The organism is Streptomyces sp. NPDC007907, assembly GCF_042959365.1.
Taxonomy (GTDB): Bacteria; Actinomycetota; Actinomycetes; order Streptomycetales; family Streptomycetaceae; genus Streptomyces; species Streptomyces indiaensis.
This window is the reverse complement of record NZ_JBIBKR010000001.1, coordinates 1,023,723-1,041,306: the sequence shown is the minus strand read 5'-3', so window position 1 is coordinate 1,041,306 and position 17,584 is coordinate 1,023,723. Positions and strand designations below refer to the sequence as shown.

The following is a 17,584-nucleotide window of genomic DNA, read 5'->3' as shown; positions in this document are numbered from 1 at the left end:
AAGGTAGTCGATTCGAAGGGCGAAGCGTGGCCAAGAAGCAAGGTGCCATCGAGATCGAGGGCACTGTCGTCGAGTCTCTTCCGAACGCCATGTTCAAGGTCGAGCTCCAGAACGGCCACCAGGTCCTGGCACACATCAGCGGCAAGATGCGCATGCACTACATCCGCATCCTCCCTGACGACCGGGTCGTGGTGGAGCTGTCTCCGTACGACCTGACCCGTGGCCGGATCGTCTACCGCTACAAGTAGATCTTGCCTGTGCCCCGCCGCCCTGGGCGGTGGGGCTGCCGGCACTGACCCGGAGAACCTCACACCCATGAAGGTCAAGCCGAGCGTCAAGAAGATCTGCGACAAGTGCAGGGTGATCCGCCGTCACGGTCGGGTCATGGTCATCTGCGACAACCCGCGCCACAAGCAGCGCCAGGGCTGACGCACGACCGATCCCTCTGCATCCATCGCAGAGATTCGCGCGACGCGAGCTGAATATGTTCATACGCAGGATCCAGGCGGACCCCGTTCGTCTGACACCCCCGGTTCGGAGGCTGGGGACCCAGTTCGTACCTGGTACGGCGGCTGGGAGTCGGTTCTGCGGAAGACCTCCGACAAGTAACTGGAGCCATTGAATGGCACGCGTTTCCGGTGTTGACATCCCGCGCGAAAAGCGCGTGGAGATCGCCCTCACCTACGTGTTCGGCATCGGCCGGACCCTCTCCCAGCAGACGCTGGCCGCCACCGGCGTGGACCCGAACACCCGTGTTCGGGACCTCTCCGAGGAGCAGCTGGTCGCGATCCGCGAGTACGTCGACAACAACATCAAGACCGAGGGTGACCTCCGTCGCGAGATCCAGGCCGACATCCGCCGCAAGGTCGAGATCGGGACCTACCAGGGTCTGCGTCACCGTCGTGGTCTGCCCGTCCGCGGTCAGCGCACCAGCACCAACGCTCGTACCCGCAAGGGTCCGCGTCGCGCCATCGCCGGCAAGAAGAAGCCGGGCAAGAAGTAGTCCACAGCGGACGCCTGTCCACGGTCTTCGCTGTAGGACCGACCACCTCCCGTAGGAGTTATAGATGCCCCCCAAGGGTCGTCAGGGCGCTGCCAAGAAGGTGCGCCGCAAGGAAAAGAAGAACGTCGCTCACGGCCACGCGCACATCAAGAGCACGTTCAACAACACGATCGTCTCGATCACGGACCCGTCCGGCAACGTGATCTCCTGGGCCTCCGCCGGCCACGTCGGCTTCAAGGGCTCCCGGAAGTCCACGCCGTTCGCCGCGCAGATGGCCGCCGAGTCGGCTGCCCGCCGCGCCCAGGAGCACGGCATGCGCAAGGTCGACGTGTTCGTGAAGGGCCCGGGTTCCGGTCGTGAGACCGCGATCCGCTCCCTGCAGGCCACGGGCCTCGAGGTCGGCTCCATCCAGGACGTCACCCCGACCCCCCACAACGGCTGCCGTCCGCCGAAGCGCCGCCGCGTCTGACGCGAGGCTGCTTCTCGCAGACCATGGTTCCGGGCGGTACGGCTCCGAAAAGGGCCGTATCGCCCGTACCCTTGCAGTACCCGCGCTTTTCCCGGTGCGGTTTCCGTCGGGCGTCAAATAGCGGGCGTCCACGAAAGAAGGATCTGATCCACACATGCTGATCGCTCAGCGTCCCTCGTTGACCGAAGAGGTCGTCGACGAGTTCCGCTCCCGGTTCGTGATCGAGCCGCTGGAGCCGGGCTTCGGTTACACCCTCGGCAACTCCCTGCGCCGGACCCTCCTCTCCTCGATCCCGGGTGCGGCGGTCACGTCCATCCGCATCGACGGCGTGCTGCACGAGTTCACCACCGTGCCGGGCGTCAAGGAGGACGTCACCGACCTGATCCTCAACATCAAGCAGCTGGTCGTCTCCTCGGAGCACGACGAGCCGGTCGTGATGTACCTGCGCAAGCAGGGCCCGGGTCTGGTCACCGCCGCCGACATCGCGCCCCCGGCCGGTGTCGAGGTGCACAACCCCGACCTGGTCCTCGCCACGCTCAACGGCAAGGGCAAGCTGGAGATGGAGCTGACGGTCGAGCGCGGCCGCGGTTACGTCTCCGCCGTGCAGAACAAGCAGGTCGGCCAGGAGATCGGCCGGATCCCGGTCGACTCGATCTACTCGCCGGTGCTCAAGGTCACGTACAAGGTCGAGGCCACGCGTGTCGAGCAGCGGACCGACTTCGACAAGCTGATCGTCGACGTCGAGACCAAGCAGGCCATGCGCCCGCGTGACGCCATGGCGTCCGCCGGTAAGACCCTGGTCGAGCTGTTCGGTCTGGCCCGCGAGCTCAACATCGACGCCGAGGGCATCGACATGGGCCCGTCCCCCACGGACGCCGCCCTGGCCGCCGACCTGGCGCTGCCGATCGAGGAGCTGGAGCTCACCGTTCGGTCGTACAACTGCCTCAAGCGCGAGGGCATCCACTCCGTGGGTGAGCTCGTCGCCCGTTCCGAGGCGGACCTGCTCGACATCCGCAACTTCGGTGCGAAGTCGATCGACGAGGTCAAGGCGAAGCTGGCGGGTATGGGCCTGGCGCTCAAGGACTCGCCTCCCGGGTTCGACCCGACCGCCGCTGCCGACGCGTTCGGTGCCGATGACGATGCTGACGCCGGTTTCGTGGAGACCGAGCAGTACTGATTCGGCTGCCGGTCCGTCGGGGCTGGTCGCGCAGTTCCCCGCGTCCCTGACGGGGCGCGGATCCTTCCGGGCGTCTGAAAGGGCGCCCGGATCTCTGACAGGCAACCGTCTGCTCAGATACTGACCCCGGTACCTGATACGGCCGGGGCAGACACCTAGGAGAAACACCATGCCGAAGCCCACCAAGGGTGCCCGTCTGGGCGGCAGCGCCGCGCACGAGAAGCTGATGCTCGCGAACCTCGCGAAGTCGCTCTTCGAGCACGGTCGCATCACCACCACCGAGGCGAAGGCCCGCCGTCTGCGGCCGTACGCCGAGCGTCTGGTCACCAAGGCGAAGAAGGGCGACCTTCACAACCGCCGTCAGGTTCTCCAGGTCATCACGGACAAGAGCATCGTGCACACGCTCTTCACCGAGATCGGCCCGCGTTACGAGAACCGTCCGGGTGGCTACACCCGCATCACCAAGATCGGTAACCGCCGTGGCGACAACGCGCCCATGGCTGTCATCGAGCTGGTCGAGGCGCTGACGGTGGCGCAGGAGGCGACGGGCGAGGCCGAGGCCGCGACCAAGCGCGCCGCGAAGGACGCCGAGGCTGCCGAGGCCCAGGTCGACACGACCAAGGCCGAGGACGCCGAGGAGTCCAAGGACGCGTAAGCGTTCTGCCGGGGACTGTGCGCTTGCGGCCGCGGGTTCGTGGTGGCTCGTCGCGCAGTTCCCCGCGCCCCTGAGGGGCGTTGGCGGGTCCGTTCCTTTTCAGGGACGGGCCCGCTTTTGTGTTGCTGAGAGGATCTGTACGTGAGTGATGAAGCAGCAGCGGGTTACGTTCGTGTCCGGCTCGATCTGTCGTACGACGGGAGTGAGTTCTCCGGGTGGGCCAAGCAGGCCGGAGGGCGGCGGACCGTGCAGGGGGAGGTCGAGGACGCCCTGCGGACAGTGACGCGGTCGCGGGAGACGTACGAACTGACCGTCGCGGGACGCACCGACGCCGGGGTGCACGCACGGGGGCAGGTCGCCCACGTCGATCTGCCGCGTGAGGTGTGGGCCGAGCACCACCAGAAGCTGCTGAAGCGGCTCGCCGGCCGGCTGCCCCGGGACGTACGGGTCTGGGCCCTCAGGGAGGCGCCCAGCGGCTTCAACGCCCGCTTCTCGGCGGTCTGGCGGCGGTACGCGTACCGGGTCACCGACAATCCCGGGGGTGTCGACCCGCTGCTGCGCAACCACGTGCTGTGGCACGACTGGCCCCTGGACGTCGACGCCATGAACGAGGCCGCGCGGCGGCTGCTGGGCGAGCACGACTTCGCCGCCTACTGCAAGAAGCGGGAGGGGGCGACCACCATCCGCACGCTCCAGGAGCTGAGCCTGGTGCGCGGGGAGGACGGCATCGTCACCGCGACCGTGCGGGCCGACGCCTTCTGCCACAACATGGTGCGCTCGCTCATCGGGGCGCTGCTGTTCGTCGGGGACGGGCACCGGCCCGCCGACTGGCCGGGCAAGGTGCTGGCCGCCGGTGTGCGCGACTCGGCCGTGCACGTCGTACGGCCGCACGGGCTGACGCTGGAGGAGGTCGGCTACCCGGCCGACGAACTGCTCGCCGCGCGCAGCAGGGAAGCGCGGAACAAGCGGTCGCTGCCGTCGGCCGGCTGCTGCTGACGTCCGGTCACTCGTCGGCCGCGGCCGAGGCCTGGGCCTCGCCGCGGCGGCGGATCTGGTTGAACGTGAACTGCTGGAGGTTGTCGCCCGTGGCGAACACCTCGGTGTCCTTCGTCGTCACGTCCTTGCCGCTGGTGAAGCCGGCGTTGGTGAAGTAGGCGTAGCGGCCGTAGGCGTTGCTCGTCGTGCGGCAGAAGCCGGATTCGCAGAAGGCCTTCACACCGCCGCCGGAGAGCGACTTGACGAAGCTCTTCTTGGTGGTCTGGCCCTTGGCCTTGGCGGCCTGCGCCTCGGTGTCGAAGACGGCCACGCCGACCGTCACCGCGATGCCGTCCTTGACGTAGGTCACCCGTATCAGGCGGGTGCAGTCGTTGCCGGTGAGGATCTTGGCGAGGGTGCCGCCGGCCGCCGAGGCGCAGTTCCTCGTGTCGGCGGTGGGGCCCTTCTTGTAGACCGTCTCGCCGACGGTGAGCTGGGTGCCCGGGAAGAGCGTCTCCGGGCTGAGCGGGGCCTTGTCCTTCTTCGCGCTGGCGATGAAGTCCTTCGGGTCCAGCGGCGGCGGAGCGCTGGTCGGGGCGAAGGACGGCGCCGAGGCGGACTGGCTCGGGATCTCGGACGAGGGCAGCGAGGCCGGGTTGCCCTTGTTGTCTCCGCCTGCGGACACGACGGCCACCGCGACGGCGGTGCCGATCGCGACGGTGGCGAGCGCGCCGCCGCCGATCAGCAGCACCCGGCGTCGTTTGTGGCGGGCCTCGGAGGCCTCAGCGAGCGCTGCCCAGTCCGGAGACTGGCCGCCCCCGCTGTTCCAGGGCTGCTGCGACTGCGGTTTCCAGGGATCCCACTGGGACTGAGGTCCCCCCTGCCCAAAGCTCATGGGGCGCATCTTAGACGGGACAAGGGGCGTGCTGGTCCGCCCGGTTGGGCACCGGAGCCCCTAGCGTTCCTCCCATGCGCACGGGCAAAGGCGACATCTGCGGGTGGTTGGGGCGACTGCTGCCGGCTGTGGTGCTGCTGTGGTGTCTGCTGTCCTGGCCGGTCCTCACGGCCGGGCTGTGGCCGTCGGTCGTGGTGGGGGCGCTGGGTGCGTTCCGTCGTCCACGCCGGGGTGGATCCGTGCTGCGGTGGTGCGCCGCGGTCGCGGTGGACGTGGTCGTGTCGTCGGTGTTCCCGTATGCAAGAGCACCGCGGCGGCGGACGCTGCGGAGGGTCGTCACGCTCTGTGCCGCCGTGTACGTGTCGGTGACCGAGCGGCTGCGGTGATACCGCGTTTTGACCCTTGTGGTGAGCCCCGGTATTCTGCTTGTTCGTTGTGTATTGGCTTGCTCATTCTCACGGGACGGGCCCTTACACCGGTCCACCGGGCCGATGACCAGCGACCCCACGTACGCGGTATGCGTCGCCGCAGTGCGGTCCAGGCTGTCGTGATCGTTTCGGTGACCAGTTATGGACCATTCACTCGAAGCGAAGGCTACGAACCGTGCGTACGTACAGCCCCAAGCCCGGCGATGTGACGCGCCAGTGGCACGTCATCGACGCTCAGGACGTTGTCCTGGGTCGTCTCGCCACCACTGCCGCGACGCTCCTCCGCGGCAAGCACAAGCCGATCTACGCCCCCCACGTCGACGCTGGTGACTTCGTCATCATCATCAACGCGGACAAGGTGCACCTGTCCGGCAACAAGCGGACCCAGAAGATGGCGTACCGCCACTCCGGCTACCCGGGTGGTCTGCGCTCCGTCCGTTACGACGAGCTGCTCGACAAGAACCCCGAGAAGGCCATCGAGAAGGCCGTCAAGGGCATGCTCCCCAAGAACACGCTGGGCCGTCAGATGCTCTCGAAGCTGAAGGTCTACAAGGGTGACCAGCACCCGCACGGCGCGCAGCAGCCGCAGCCGTACGAGATCACCCAGGTCGCGCAGTAAGTCCGGCCACCCCCTAAGACTGAACAGAATCTGAGGAGAATCGTGGCCGAGACCACTGCCGAGCAGCCGCTCGAAGAGCTTGACATCGACAGCTACACCACCGAGTCCGAGGTCCCCGTCGAGGGTGAGTACACCTCGGAGTCCATGGCCTCCCGCTTCGGTGAGCCCCAGCCGGCCGCCGGCCTGGGCCGTCGCAAGAACGCCATCGCCCGCGTCCGGATCGTCCCGGGCACCGGCAAGTGGAAGATCAACGGTCGCACCCTCGAGGACTACTTCCCGAACAAGGTGCACCAGCAGGAAGTCAACGAGCCGTTCAAGGTTCTCGAGCTCGAGGGCCGCTACGACGTCATCGCCCGCATCGCCGGTGGCGGTGTCTCCGGCCAGGCCGGTGCGCTGCGTCTCGGTGTCGCCCGTGCGCTGAACGAGGCGGACGTCGACAACAACCGCGGCCCGCTGAAGAAGGCCGGCTTCCTCAAGCGCGACGACCGTGCGGTCGAGCGCAAGAAGGCCGGTCTGAAGAAGGCCCGCAAGGCGCCGCAGTACAGCAAGCGCTAATCGCGACGCCCGTCCTCGCGACTGGCTTTGCCTCGATCGCCCCGGCGGCACGGTTGTGCTGCCGGGGCGGTTCGTTTACACAACCCCTACCGGTCCCGGACAGTCTCAGGGAAGGTACGCGGGAATGTGAGCCGCATTCTCTTCAGCAATACGGAGGACACCACTGTGGGACGACTCTTCGGCACGGACGGCGTGCGCGGTGTCGCCAACGCGGATCTGACGGCGGAGATGGCCCTGGGCCTCTCCGTGGCCGCGGCACACGTACTGGCCGAGGCGGGCACGTTCGAGGGACACCGGCCCAAGGCCGTGGTCGGGCGTGACCCCCGTGCGTCCGGGGAGTTCCTGGAAGCCGCCGTGGTCGCGGGCCTCGCCAGCGCCGGCGTGGACGTCCTGCGCGTCGGTGTGCTGCCGACGCCCGCCGTGGCGTACCTGACCGGGGAGCTCGGCGCCGACCTCGGTGTGATGCTCTCCGCGAGCCACAACGCCATGCCCGACAACGGCATCAAGTTCTTCGCCCGCGGCGGGCACAAGCTCGCCGACGAGCTGGAGGACCGGATCGAGTCCGTCTACGAGGAGCACCGCACCGGTGCCCCGTGGGACCGTCCGACCGGGTCCGGCGTGGGCCGCGTACGCGCCTACGAGGAGGGCGCCGACCGGTACGTCGCACATCTGCTGAGTGTCCTGCCGAACCGGCTCGACGGGCTGAAGGTCGTCCTGGACGAGGCGCACGGCGCCGCCGCCCGGGTCTCGCCGGAGGCGTTCCGGCAGGCCGGTGCGCAGGTCGTCACGATCGGGGCCGAGCCCGACGGGCTCAACATCAACGACGGCTACGGTTCGACGCACCTGGACAAGATCAAGGCCGCCGTCGTGGAGCACGGGGCCGACCTCGGCATCGCGCATGACGGTGACGCCGACCGGTGCCTCGCTGTCGACCACACCGGTGCGGAGGTGGACGGGGACCAGATCCTCGCGGTGCTCGCGCTGGCGATGCAGGAGCGTTCCGCGCTGCGGTCCGACACCGTCGTCGCGACGGTGATGTCGAACCTCGGGTTCAAGCTCGCCATGGAGCGCGAGGGCATCCGGCTGGTGCAGACCGCCGTCGGTGACCGGTACGTGCTGGAGGAGATGAAGGAGCACGGGTTCGCCCTCGGGGGCGAGCAGTCCGGGCACGTGATCATCCTCGACCACGCGACGACCGGCGACGGGACGCTGACCGGGCTGCTGCTGGCGGCGCGGGTGGCGCAGAGCGGGCGCGCGCTGGCGGATCTCGCCGCCGTCATGGAGCGGCTGCCGCAGGTGCTGATCAATGTGCCGGACGTCGACAGGACGCGGGTGGGGACGTCCGCGGAGCTGTCGGCGGCGGTCTCGGACGCGGAGCGGGAGCTCGGGGAGACCGGGCGGGTGCTGCTGCGGCCCTCCGGGACCGAGCCGTTGGTCCGTGTGATGGTGGAGGCGGCCGACATCGAGCAGGCTCGGTCTGTTGCGGGTCGGCTGGCTGACGCGGTGAAGTCCGCGCTCGGGTAGTGAAACGGGCAGGGGGGTGGGGGCTGCGGTTGGCTGCCGGCTGACCGTCCGTCGTAGCTTGTCGCGCAGTTCCCCGCGCCCCTGAGGAGCGTTGCCCTCACGGTGCGTTCTTGGGCTGCCTGGCCCAGAACCACTTCTGTGCCAGCAGCGTCAGCGTGCCCGCGACGATGATGCCCAGCAGGTTCAGCAGGAGCTGCTCCGTGGATCCCCAGGTCTGCTTCGTGTCGCCGTAGCTCAGGGCCACGGCCGCGTTCGCCGCTGCCGGGATCGTGGTCACGGAGATGGCCACGCCCACCAGGGCGCCCGATTTGGCCGACGTCAGCGAGAGAGTGCCGGCGATGCCGGCCAGGACCGCCACGACGAAGGACAGCCGGTCGGGGGCGTAGATGAAGCCGGTGTTGGGGCGGTCGGCTTCCAGCTGGGCCTCGGTGAAGAGGCCGACGGCGTCCATGAAGAGACTGAAGCCGACCGTCACCGCCATCGCCGCCGCGAAGCCCACCAGCAGGGCGATGAGCGAGCGCGCCGCGAGGCGCGGCTGGCGGCGGACCACCGCGGTGCTGATTCCCGCGAGTGGGCCGAACTCCGGGCCCACCGCCATGGCTCCGACGATCAGAATCGAGTTGTCCAGGACCACGCCGCAGGCCGCGATCATGGTGGCGAGCGTGATGAAGGCCAGGTACGTGACCGAGAGGGTGGATTCCTCGTGCGTCGCGTCGGACAGGTGCTCCCACAGGACCGCGTCGGAAGCCTCGCCGGGCGCGTCCGCCTCGGCCTTGTCCGCCCGCTTCGACAGGGACAGGTCGATGGACTCGACGGCGATGGAGCCCGTGGTGTCTATCCCCAGGTTTCGCAGGCCGGTGAGCAGCTCGTCGCCCGCCTCGCGCGCTACGTCGCACATCACCACGTCCCCGGCGGGGTCGCGGGCGGCGCCCGGCAGCACGACGAGGTGGGTGGTGCCGACCGTCTTCTCGATCAGCAGCACCACTTCGTCGGTCCGGTCGGACGGTGTGATCAGGCGCAGATGGAGCATGGCGCTCATCTAACCCGCCTTTCGGCTCGGAGTCACAGCTTGCGCAGGCTCAGCCGTTGCACCTTGTGGTCCGGGCCCTTGCGCAGCACCAGGGTGGCGCGGCCGCGGGTGGGGGCGATGTTCTCCACCAGGTTGGGCCGGTTGATCGTGCGCCACATCGTCCGGGCGTAGTCCAGGGCCTCCTCCTCCGAGACCTGGGTGTACTTGCGGAAGTACGAGGAGGGGTTCTGGAAGGCGGTCGCGCGCAGCTTGCGGAAGCGGTTGAGGTACCAGGTCTCGATGTCCTCGACGCGGGCGTCGACGTACACGCTGAAGTCGAAGTAGTCGGCGAGGCCGACGCGGGTGCGGCCGTCCTTGCCGGGCAGGGCCGGCTGGAGGACGTTCAGGCCCTCGACGATCAGGATGTCGGGGCGGCGGACCGTGAGCCTCTTGTCGGGGACGATGTCGTAGATCAGGTGGGAGTAGACGGGCGCGGTGACCTCGTTCTTGCCGGCCTTGATGTCGGCGACGAAGCGGGTCAGGGCCCGGCGGTCGTAGGACTCCGGGAAGCCTTTGCGGGACATCAGGCCGCGGGCCTGGAGTTCCTTCGTCGGCAGCAGGAAGCCGTCGGTGGTGACCAGCTCGACGCGCGGGTGCTCGGGCCAGCGCGACAGCAGGGCCTGGAGGAGGCGGGCGACCGTCGACTTGCCCACGGCGACCGAACCGGCGACTCCTATGACGAACGGTGTGCCCGACTGGGAGCCCTGTTCGCCCAGGAACGTGTTCAGGGCGCCTCTGAGGCCGTCGGTGGCACCGACGTAGAGGTTGAGAAGTCTGGACAGCGGGAGGTAGATGTCCCGCACCTCGTCGAGGTCGATCACGTCGCCGAGACCGCGCAGCTTCTCGACCTCCTCGGCCGTCAGTGGCAGCGGCGTCTTGTCGCGCAGCGCACTCCACTCGGCTCGGGTGAGGTCGACGTAGGGAGTCGCCTCCGGGCGGGGCCGGTGGGCGCTCCGGGGCATCGAGGAGACCGGAGAGATCACAGTCCATTGTTACGGGAGTACGAACGAACGGTGAGGTGGGATCCGTCACGCGATTCGTTCGCCCCGCTTCAGACTGAGAAAAACTGATTCGGGTGGAATGTCAGTGGCGTGCGTCACAGTTGTGGAAAGGGTGGGCCCGGTCCGGGGTCCACGAACGCCCGGGAGTACCCATGACGTACGCGATAGAGGCGGAAGGCCTGGTCAAGCGGTTCCGGGAGACCGAGGCACTGGCCGGTGTCGACCTGGCGGCCCGCAAGGGCACTGTGCTCGGGCTGCTGGGCCCCAACGGCGCCGGGAAGACGACCGCGGTGCGGATCTTCGCGACTCTGCTGCGCCCGGACCGGGGGACGGCCCGGGTGGCCGGGCACGACGTGGTCCGGGAGGCCGGGGTCGTCCGTTCCCTCGTCGGGCTGACCGGGCAGTACGCGGCGGTCGACGAGAACCTGACGGGCACGGAGAACCTGCTGCTCATCGGACGGCTGCTGGGGCTGCCGAGGCGGGAGGCCAAGGCGCGGGCCGGTGAACTGCTGGAGCGGTTCCAGCTGACCCACGCGGCCGGGCGGGCGGCGAAGACCTTCTCGGGCGGCATGCGCCGACGTCTGGACCTCGCGGCCAGCCTCGTCGGCCGGCCCAGCATCCTCTTCCTCGACGAGCCGACCACCGGCCTCGATCCGCACAGCAGGGGTGAGCTGTGGGACCTGCTGCGGGGTCTGGTCGCGGACGGGGCGACCGCCCTGCTGACCACGCAGTATCTGAACGAGGCCGATGTCCTCGCCGACGACATCGTGGTGATCGACAAGGGGCGGGTGATCGCCGAGGGCACACCGGACCAGTTGAAGGCGCAGGTCGGCGGCCAGGTGCTGGAGCTCAGGCCGATCTCCGGGCAGGACTTGGCGCGGGCGCACGCGCTGGTGGCCGGGGCCGCTGGGCCGGCGGCCCGGATCGAGGGCGAGACGGTCACCGCCCCAGTGAAGGACCCCGAGCTGATGCCGGCCGTGGTGCGCGCGCTGGACCGGGAGGGCATCGCGGTCGGGGAGCTGGCCCTGCGCCGCTCCTCGCTCGACGAGGTCTTCCTGTCCCTGACCGGCCACCGCGCCGAGCCGGGCCAGGCCGAGGGGGACGGCGGTGCGGCCGTCCGGGAGGACGAGGAACTGGAGAAGGCGGTGAGCCGGTCATGACCGCCGACGCCGGCACCCTCGACGCGCCGGTCACCGCGTCGGGCCGGGTACCGCCCCTCGCCGGACTGCGGCAGACCGTCACGATGGCCTGGCGGAGCCTGGTCGCCGTCAAGCACAACCCGCTCGAACTGGTCGACTACAGCATCACGCCGATCATGTTCGTGTTCCTGTTCACCTATGTCCTCGGCGGGCAGATGGCCGGCTCGCCCGAGGCGTATCTGAAGTACGCGCTGCCCGGGATCATCGTGCAGAACACCTTGTTCATGACGATGTACACGGCGATGGCGCTCAACACCGACCTCACCAAGGGCGTCTTCGACCGGCTGCGCAGCCTGCCCATCGCCCGCTCCGCCCCGCTCGTCGGCCGGATCACCGCCGACCTCGCGAAGCACCTGTGGGCGCTGCTGCTGATGATCGGCCTCGGCCTGGCACTCGGCTTCCGCGTCACCGGCGGGCTCGGCGGGTTCCTGCTCGGCACCCTGCTGGTGATGGTGTTCGCCGCGGCCGTGTCGTGGAGCGCGGTGCTGATCGGGATGCTGGCGGGTGACGCCGAGAAGGTCCAGGCGTTCGCCTTCACGCTCATCTTCCCGATCACCTTCACCAGCAGCGCGTTCGTCGTCGTCGACACGATGCCGGGCTGGCTCCAGGCATGGAGCGACGTCAATCCGGTGACGCACCTGTCGGATGCGTTCCGGGGGCTGCTGCTGGGCGGGGCGGTGGCGGAGCCGGTGATGTGGTCGCTGGTGTGGGCCGCGGGCATCGCGCTGGTGTTCTATCCCCTGGCCATGCGGGCCTATCGGGCGAAGGTCTGAGACGCGGTCAGCTCGCCGTCAGTCGTCACCGCGCGTGCCCATGAGGAGGCGTCAGGGCGGAAAGACGCCGTCGCGGTGGTCCTGTAAGCCGGGATTATTTCCGAATCCGGGCACGCTTCAGGGGTTTTCCGAGAGCATCGGACCGTAGGCTGCGGCTCATGTGTGGAATCGTGGGTTACGTGGGGCCGCAGTCCGCGCTCGAGGTCGTCATGGCCGGGCTGAAGCGGCTGGAGTACCGGGGATACGACTCGGCGGGCGTCGCCGTCCTGGCCGACGGGGGTCTGGCGACGGCCAAGAAGGCCGGCAAACTGCTCAACCTGGAGAAGGAGCTGGACGGCAGACCGCTGCCGACCGGCGCGACGGGCATCGGACACACCCGCTGGGCGACGCACGGCGCCCCGACGGACACCAACGCCCACCCGCACATCGACAACGCGGGCCGGGTCGCCGTGGTGCACAACGGCATCATCGAGAACTTCGCCCTGCTGCGCGCCGAGCTGGCGGAGCGCGGGCACGAGCTGTCCTCCGAGACCGACACCGAGGTCGTGGCGCATCTGCTCGCCGAGGAGTTCTCCTCCTGCGCGGACCTCGCCGAAGCGATGCGGCTGGTGTGCCGGCGGCTGGAGGGCGCGTTCACGCTGGTCGCGGTGCACGCCGACGAGCCGGACGTGGTGGTCGGCGCACGGCGGAACTCCCCGCTGGTGGTCGGGGTGGGAGAGGGCGAGGCCTTCCTCGCCTCGGACGTCGCCGCGTTCATCGCCCACACCCGTTCGGCGATCGAACTCGGGCAGGACCAGGTGGTGGAGCTGCGCCGGGACGGCGTGACCGTGACCGGCTTCGACGGCCGCCCGGCCGACGTGCGGTCCTACCACGTCGACTGGGACGCGTCGGCCGCCGAGAAGGGCGGCTACGACTACTTCATGCTCAAGGAGATCGCCGAGCAGCCCAAGGCGGTCGCGGACACGCTCCTCGGCCGGATCGACGGGTCCGGTTCGCTGACGCTGGACGAGGTGCGGATCCCGCCGGGCGTGCTGCGGGAGATCGACAAGGTCGTCATCATCGCCTGCGGTACGGCCTTCCACGCCGGGCTGATCGCCAAGTACGCGATCGAGCACTGGACGCGGCTGCCGTGCGAGGTGGAGCTGGCCAGCGAGTTCCGCTACCGGGACCCGATCCTGGACGCGCAGACGCTGGTGATCGCCATCTCCCAGTCGGGCGAGACCATGGACACGCTGATGGCGCTGCGGCACGCCCGTGAGCAGGGCTCCAAGGTGCTGGCGATCTGCAACACCAACGGCTCGACGATTCCGCGCGAGTCGGACGCGGTGCTGTACACACACGCCGGGCCCGAGGTGGCCGTCGCCTCGACCAAGGCGTTCCTCACGCAGCTCGTGGCCTGCTACCTGGTCGCCCTGTACCTGGGGCAGGTGCGCGGCACGAAGTGGGGCGACGAGATCCGGGCGGTGATCCGCGACCTGTCCTCCATCTCCGGTGCGGTGGACGAGGTGCTGGGCACGATGGAGCCGGTGCGGGAGCTGGCGCGGACGCTGGCCACCAAGAAGACGGTGCTCTTCCTCGGGCGGCACGTGGGGTATCCCGTGGCGCTGGAAGGCGCGCTGAAGCTCAAGGAACTCGCCTACATGCACGCGGAGGGGTTCGCGGCCGGGGAGCTGAAGCACGGGCCGATCGCGCTGATCGAGGAGGACGTGCCGGTGGTCGTGGTGGTGCCCTCGCCGCGCGGACGGTCGGTGCTGCACGACAAGATCGTGTCCAACATCCAGGAGATCCGGGCGCGCGGTGCGCGGACGATCGTGATCGCGGAGGAGGGCGACGAGGCGGTCGTGCCGTACGCGGACCACCTGGTCCGGGTGCCGGCCACCCCGACGCTGCTGCAGCCGCTCGTGGCGACGGTGCCGCTGCAGGTGTTCGCCTGTGAGCTGGCGACGGCCCGCGGCAACGAGGTGGACCAGCCGCGGAACCTGGCGAAGTCGGTGACGGTGGAGTGAGCACCGGGGGCGGGCGGCTTGTCGCCGCCCGCCCCTGCCGCCCGCCCGGCGACTACCAGTTGATGCAGGTCTTCGGGACCCAGCCGTTCACCTTGTCGCCGCCGTAGTACCACTGGTTGCTCGTCTTGCCGCAGGCCGTGTACGAGCCGCCCTTGAAGGACTTGCCGTCGTTGCAGATGCCGCCCTTCTTGCCCTTGCCCCAGATGCCGAGGGCCGTGGCGGACGTCTTCGGTGCGCTGCGGACGTTGACGGTCTCCTTGGCCTTGACGTTGACGATCGCCTTGCTGCAGTCCTTCGGCGGGGCCGCGGCAGCGGTGCCCGCGGCGGCGACGGTGCCGGTGAGGGCCGTGGCGAAGAGAGCCAGGGCACTGGCCGCGGTTCCCAGCGACGCGAACTTCATGATCGGTGTCCTCCCGTTTGGTGCGATGCCGTTTGCTCATCGCGGTCGGCGCGAACTCTATAGGGAGGGCAGGGAGTTGAAGATCACGGGGTCGTCCGGGAAGTGCTCCGGGTACTGTTCGGGCCGGATGCGGCCCGTCACCGTAGGGTGCTGCCCATGAGCATCATCGGGGTCGGCATCGACGTTGCCGAGATCGAACGGTTCGCGGCTTCACTGGAGCGTACGCCCGCGCTGGCCAAGCGGCTGTTCCTGGAACGGGAGTTGCTGCTGCCCGGCGGGGGGCGGCGGGGAGTCGCCTCGCTGGCCGCGCGGTTCGCAGCCAAGGAGGCGTTGGCCAAGGCGCTCGGTGCGCCGCCCGGGCTGCTCTGGACCGACGCCGAGGTGTGCGTCGAGGACAGCGGGCGGCCCTGGCTGCGGGTGACCGGGACGGTGGCGGCCCGGGCCGCCGAACTCGGTGTGCGGAGCTGGCACGTGTCGCTGAGTCACGACGCGGGCGTCGCCTCGGCGGTGGTCATCGCCGAGGGGTGACGCCCACCCCCGGGTGAGGCCCCGGCTAGTAGAGGCCCCAGATCAGCGTGGCGGTGCCGATGAAACCGATCGCGCCCAGGGTCGTGCCGGCGGCGGCGGTCCACATCCGGCCGGTGCCCTGGCGGGCGTAGTGGATGCCCATCGCCCCGAACGTCACCGCGAGCGCTCCGGCCAGGACCGTCCACGGGAACAGGAACGCCCAGGTGCCCACGGCCGAGAAGGCGCCGAGAACCAGGGCCGTGGGGCCCAGGGCGGTGGCGGGACTGTCGTTGTCCCTGGGTGCTGTCGAGCTGGTCATGTCTCGTCGATCCCCCTTTTTGAACAAGTTCAAAATGTAGCTCGATGGTACCGCTCGGGCGGGGGCGAAGGAACAGCGGGCGGCGCGGGGGACGATCTCGTCGGTCAGGGCGGGCATGTCCGGGGGACGATCTCGTCGGCCCGGGTGCGCGTGTCGGGGACGGTCTCGTCGGTCACGGTGGGTGCGTCGGGGACGGTGGCGTCGGCCACGGTCGGCATGGCGGGGGACGATCTCGTCGGTCAGGGTGCGCCCGTCGAGGACGGTCTCCTCGGTCACGGTGGGTGCGTCGGGGTGTCCCGGAGGGGCCGGTCGCGGTGTGCGCGGGAGATGCGCGAGGTGCGTGTGAGGAGGAGTGGTCCGGCGGTCCTGCGGGAAACTCGACCGCATGCGTACTGCGTACAGCGTGGAGACGGTCCGGAACGCCGAGCGGGAGCTGATGGCGCGGCTGCCGGAGGGGGCGCTGATGCAACGCGCCGCCGCCGGGCTCGCCGCGGCCTGCGCCGACTTGCTGGGGCGGGTGTACGGCAGGAGGGTCGTGCTGCTGGTCGGCAGTGGCGACAACGGCGGTGACGCCCTGTACGCCGGGGCCCGGCTGGCCCGCCGGGGGGCCGGGGTCACGGCGGTGCTGCTCGCACCGGACCGGGCGCACACCGCGGGGCTCACCGCGTTGCGGCGGGCCGGAGGGCGGGTCGCGGGAGCCGGTGAGGGCGAGGCGCTGGTCGAGGGCGCGGACCTCGTCGTCGACGGGATCGTCGGGATCGGCGGGAAGGGCGGGCTGCGGCCGGACGCGGTGCCGTTGGCGGCCGCCGCCGCGCGGTCGCGGGGTGCCGTGGTCGCCGTCGACCTGCCGAGCGGTGTCGACGCCGACACGGGGGAGGTGCACGGGGACGCCGTGCGGGCCGACCTGACCGTCACCTTCGGCACGCACAAACCGGGACTCCTGATCGACCCCGCCCGGGAGTACGCGGGGTCGGTGCGCCTGGTCGACATCGGGCTGGAGCTGCCGGCCGAGCCGGAGCTGGAGGCGTTGCAGCACGCGGATGTGGCCCGGTCGCTGCCGGTGCCGGGGGCGGAGAGCGACAAGTACCGGCGGGGCGTGGTCGGGATCGCCGCCGGGTCCGCGCGCTACCCGGGGGCCGCCGTGCTGGCCGTCGCCGGGGCGCTGCGGGGCGGTGCCGGGGCCGTGCGGTACGTCGGGCCGGCCGGGGACGCCGTCATCGCGCGGTTTCCCGAGACGCTCGTGTCGGACAGGGGGCCGAAGCACGCCGGGCGGGTGCAGGCGTGGGTCGTCGGGCCGGGGGCCGGGGACGACGCCGTGACGGTGGCGGAGGTGCTGGCGGCGGACGTGCCGGTGCTGATCGACGCCGACGGGCTGCGGCTGGCGGACGCGGAGATCGTCCGGGGGCGTCGGGCGCCGACGCTGATGACACCCCACGCGGGGGAGGCGGCGGCGCTGCTGGGCGTGGAACGGGCCGAGGTCGAGGGCGGCCGGCTGTCCGCGGCCCGGGAGCTGGCGCGGCGCTACGGGGCGACCGTGCTGCTGAAGGGGTCCACGACGCTGGTGGCCGACTCGGGGGGCGGGGCGGTACGGGTGAACCCGACCGGGACGGGGTGGCTGGCCACGGCCGGGAGCGGGGACGTGCTGTCGGGGCTGTGCGGGTCCTTGCTGGCGGCGGGGCTGTCCGCGGTGGACGCGGGGAGTGCGGGGGCGTATCTGCACGGGCTGGCCGGGCGGCTGGCGGCGGACGGGGCGCCCGTGGGGGCGCACGACGTGGCCGAGGCGATCCCGGGCGCCTGGCGCAATGTCCTGGGGTGAGCCGGGGCGCCGGGGACCGATGGGGCCGTCGACCGGGCGGACCTGAACACCGGCAGAACCACTCCGACGGCGGCACGCGACCGACCGACCGTGCCGCGTGACACGTCCCCGCACGCACGGATGGCGGCACGGGACCGACCGACCGTGCCGCGTGACACGTCCCCGCACGCACCTCCGCACCGCCGTCCGCTCGA

At 70.1% G+C, this 17,584-nt stretch carries 21 protein-coding genes; 16 read left to right on the top strand and 5 right to left on the bottom strand.

Annotated elements, in window-relative coordinates:
- The first annotated feature begins 26 nt into the window (after positions 1–26).
- The 7 genes from infA (at position 27) to truA (ending at position 4,300) form a co-directional block, all read left to right on the top strand.
- The gene (infA, locus tag ACFZDI_RS04740; RefSeq protein ID WP_003948620.1) at positions 27–248 is read left to right on the top strand and encodes a translation initiation factor IF-1; all 222 of its coding nucleotides are present in this window, start codon (positions 27–29) and stop codon (positions 246–248) included.
- Positions 249–315: 67 nt separating this feature from the next.
- A complete protein-coding gene (rpmJ, locus tag ACFZDI_RS04735) occupies positions 316–429 on the top strand; it encodes a 50S ribosomal protein L36 (RefSeq protein ID WP_003974245.1) in 114 nt (37 codons plus the stop codon).
- 193 nt (positions 430–622) lie between these two features.
- Positions 623–1,003: a 30S ribosomal protein S13 gene (rpsM, locus tag ACFZDI_RS04730; RefSeq protein ID WP_004984507.1), complete on the top strand. Its 381-nt coding sequence runs from the start codon at positions 623–625 to the stop codon at positions 1,001–1,003.
- 64 nt (positions 1,004–1,067) lie between these two features.
- Positions 1,068–1,472: a 30S ribosomal protein S11 gene (rpsK, locus tag ACFZDI_RS04725; RefSeq protein WP_003956432.1), complete on the top strand. Its 405-nt coding sequence runs from the start codon at positions 1,068–1,070 to the stop codon at positions 1,470–1,472.
- 154 nt (positions 1,473–1,626) lie between these two features.
- Positions 1,627–2,649, top strand: coding sequence for a DNA-directed RNA polymerase subunit alpha (locus ACFZDI_RS04720; protein ID WP_003966937.1), 1,023 nt, complete (start codon positions 1,627–1,629; stop codon positions 2,647–2,649).
- Between the two features lie 169 nt (positions 2,650–2,818).
- Positions 2,819–3,304, top strand: coding sequence for a 50S ribosomal protein L17 (gene rplQ, locus ACFZDI_RS04715; protein ID WP_234848878.1), 486 nt, complete (start codon positions 2,819–2,821; stop codon positions 3,302–3,304).
- Between the two features lie 141 nt (positions 3,305–3,445).
- Positions 3,446–4,300, top strand: coding sequence for a tRNA pseudouridine(38-40) synthase TruA (gene truA / locus ACFZDI_RS04710; RefSeq protein ID WP_234848879.1), 855 nt, complete (start codon positions 3,446–3,448; stop codon positions 4,298–4,300).
- A 7-nt stretch (positions 4,301–4,307) separates the two neighbouring features.
- Here the strand turns inward: truA and ACFZDI_RS04705 are convergent, their stop codons facing one another.
- Positions 4,308–5,174: a hypothetical protein gene (locus ACFZDI_RS04705; RefSeq protein WP_391247718.1), complete on the bottom strand. Its 867-nt coding sequence runs from the start codon at positions 5,172–5,174 to the stop codon at positions 4,308–4,310.
- Between the two features lie 74 nt (positions 5,175–5,248).
- On the opposite strand from ACFZDI_RS04705, the gene ACFZDI_RS04700 reads away from it, so the two are divergent.
- The 4 genes from ACFZDI_RS04700 (at position 5,249) to glmM (ending at position 8,300) form a co-directional block, all read left to right on the top strand.
- Complete coding sequence (locus ACFZDI_RS04700) at positions 5,249–5,560, top strand: hypothetical protein (protein ID WP_391247716.1); 312 nt, start codon at positions 5,249–5,251, stop codon at positions 5,558–5,560.
- Positions 5,561–5,777: 217 nt separating this feature from the next.
- Complete coding sequence (gene rplM, locus ACFZDI_RS04695) at positions 5,778–6,221, top strand: 50S ribosomal protein L13 (protein ID WP_010036634.1); 444 nt, start codon at positions 5,778–5,780, stop codon at positions 6,219–6,221.
- 42 nt (positions 6,222–6,263) lie between these two features.
- Positions 6,264–6,776 carry a 30S ribosomal protein S9 gene (rpsI, locus tag ACFZDI_RS04690; protein ID WP_004927169.1) on the top strand — a complete coding sequence of 171 codons (513 nt, stop codon included), beginning with the start codon at positions 6,264–6,266 and terminating at the stop codon, positions 6,774–6,776.
- Positions 6,777–6,941: 165 nt separating this feature from the next.
- Positions 6,942–8,300: a phosphoglucosamine mutase gene (glmM, locus tag ACFZDI_RS04685; protein WP_391248047.1), complete on the top strand. Its 1,359-nt coding sequence runs from the start codon at positions 6,942–6,944 to the stop codon at positions 8,298–8,300.
- Between the two features lie 97 nt (positions 8,301–8,397).
- Here the strand turns inward: glmM and ACFZDI_RS04680 are convergent, their stop codons facing one another.
- Together ACFZDI_RS04680 and coaA are read right to left on the bottom strand one after the other, a co-directional pair.
- A complete protein-coding gene (locus tag ACFZDI_RS04680) occupies positions 8,398–9,330 on the bottom strand; it encodes a DUF389 domain-containing protein (RefSeq protein ID WP_391248045.1) in 933 nt (310 codons plus the stop codon).
- A 32-nt stretch (positions 9,331–9,362) separates the two neighbouring features.
- Positions 9,363–10,331 carry a type I pantothenate kinase gene (gene coaA, locus ACFZDI_RS04675; protein ID WP_234848891.1) on the bottom strand — a complete coding sequence of 323 codons (969 nt, stop codon included), beginning with the start codon at positions 10,329–10,331 and terminating at the stop codon, positions 9,363–9,365.
- A gap of 191 nt (positions 10,332–10,522) precedes the next feature.
- Here coaA and ACFZDI_RS04670 point away from each other — a divergent pair, with 191 nt between their 5' ends.
- The 3 genes from ACFZDI_RS04670 to glmS all read left to right on the top strand — a co-directional run bounded on the left by ACFZDI_RS04670 (position 10,523) and on the right by glmS (position 14,348).
- Complete coding sequence (locus ACFZDI_RS04670) at positions 10,523–11,530, top strand: ATP-binding cassette domain-containing protein (RefSeq protein ID WP_234848882.1); 1,008 nt, start codon at positions 10,523–10,525, stop codon at positions 11,528–11,530.
- The gene (locus ACFZDI_RS04665) at positions 11,527–12,342 is read left to right on the top strand and encodes an ABC transporter permease (protein ID WP_391247713.1); all 816 of its coding nucleotides are present in this window, start codon (positions 11,527–11,529) and stop codon (positions 12,340–12,342) included. Before ACFZDI_RS04670 ends, ACFZDI_RS04665 begins: the two co-directional genes overlap by 4 nt.
- Before the next feature lie 158 nt (positions 12,343–12,500).
- Positions 12,501–14,348 carry a glutamine--fructose-6-phosphate transaminase (isomerizing) gene (glmS, locus tag ACFZDI_RS04660; protein ID WP_391247711.1) on the top strand — a complete coding sequence of 616 codons (1,848 nt, stop codon included), beginning with the start codon at positions 12,501–12,503 and terminating at the stop codon, positions 14,346–14,348.
- Between the two features lie 52 nt (positions 14,349–14,400).
- Here the strand turns inward: glmS and ACFZDI_RS04655 are convergent, their stop codons facing one another.
- Positions 14,401–14,748: a hypothetical protein gene (locus ACFZDI_RS04655; RefSeq protein ID WP_234848885.1), complete on the bottom strand. Its 348-nt coding sequence runs from the start codon at positions 14,746–14,748 to the stop codon at positions 14,401–14,403.
- Positions 14,749–14,904: 156 nt separating this feature from the next.
- On the opposite strand from ACFZDI_RS04655, the gene ACFZDI_RS04650 reads away from it, so the two are divergent.
- On the top strand, positions 14,905–15,276 hold the full coding sequence (locus ACFZDI_RS04650) for a holo-ACP synthase (RefSeq protein ID WP_234848886.1): 372 nt from the start codon (positions 14,905–14,907) through the stop codon (positions 15,274–15,276).
- A 25-nt stretch (positions 15,277–15,301) separates the two neighbouring features.
- Here the strand turns inward: ACFZDI_RS04650 and ACFZDI_RS04645 are convergent, their stop codons facing one another.
- Positions 15,302–15,574: a hypothetical protein gene (locus ACFZDI_RS04645; protein ID WP_391247708.1), complete on the bottom strand. Its 273-nt coding sequence runs from the start codon at positions 15,572–15,574 to the stop codon at positions 15,302–15,304.
- Between the two features lie 385 nt (positions 15,575–15,959).
- On the opposite strand from ACFZDI_RS04645, the gene ACFZDI_RS04640 reads away from it, so the two are divergent.
- A complete protein-coding gene (locus ACFZDI_RS04640; protein ID WP_391247706.1) occupies positions 15,960–17,390 on the top strand; it encodes an NAD(P)H-hydrate dehydratase in 1,431 nt (476 codons plus the stop codon).
- Positions 17,391–17,584 lie beyond the last annotated feature (194 nt).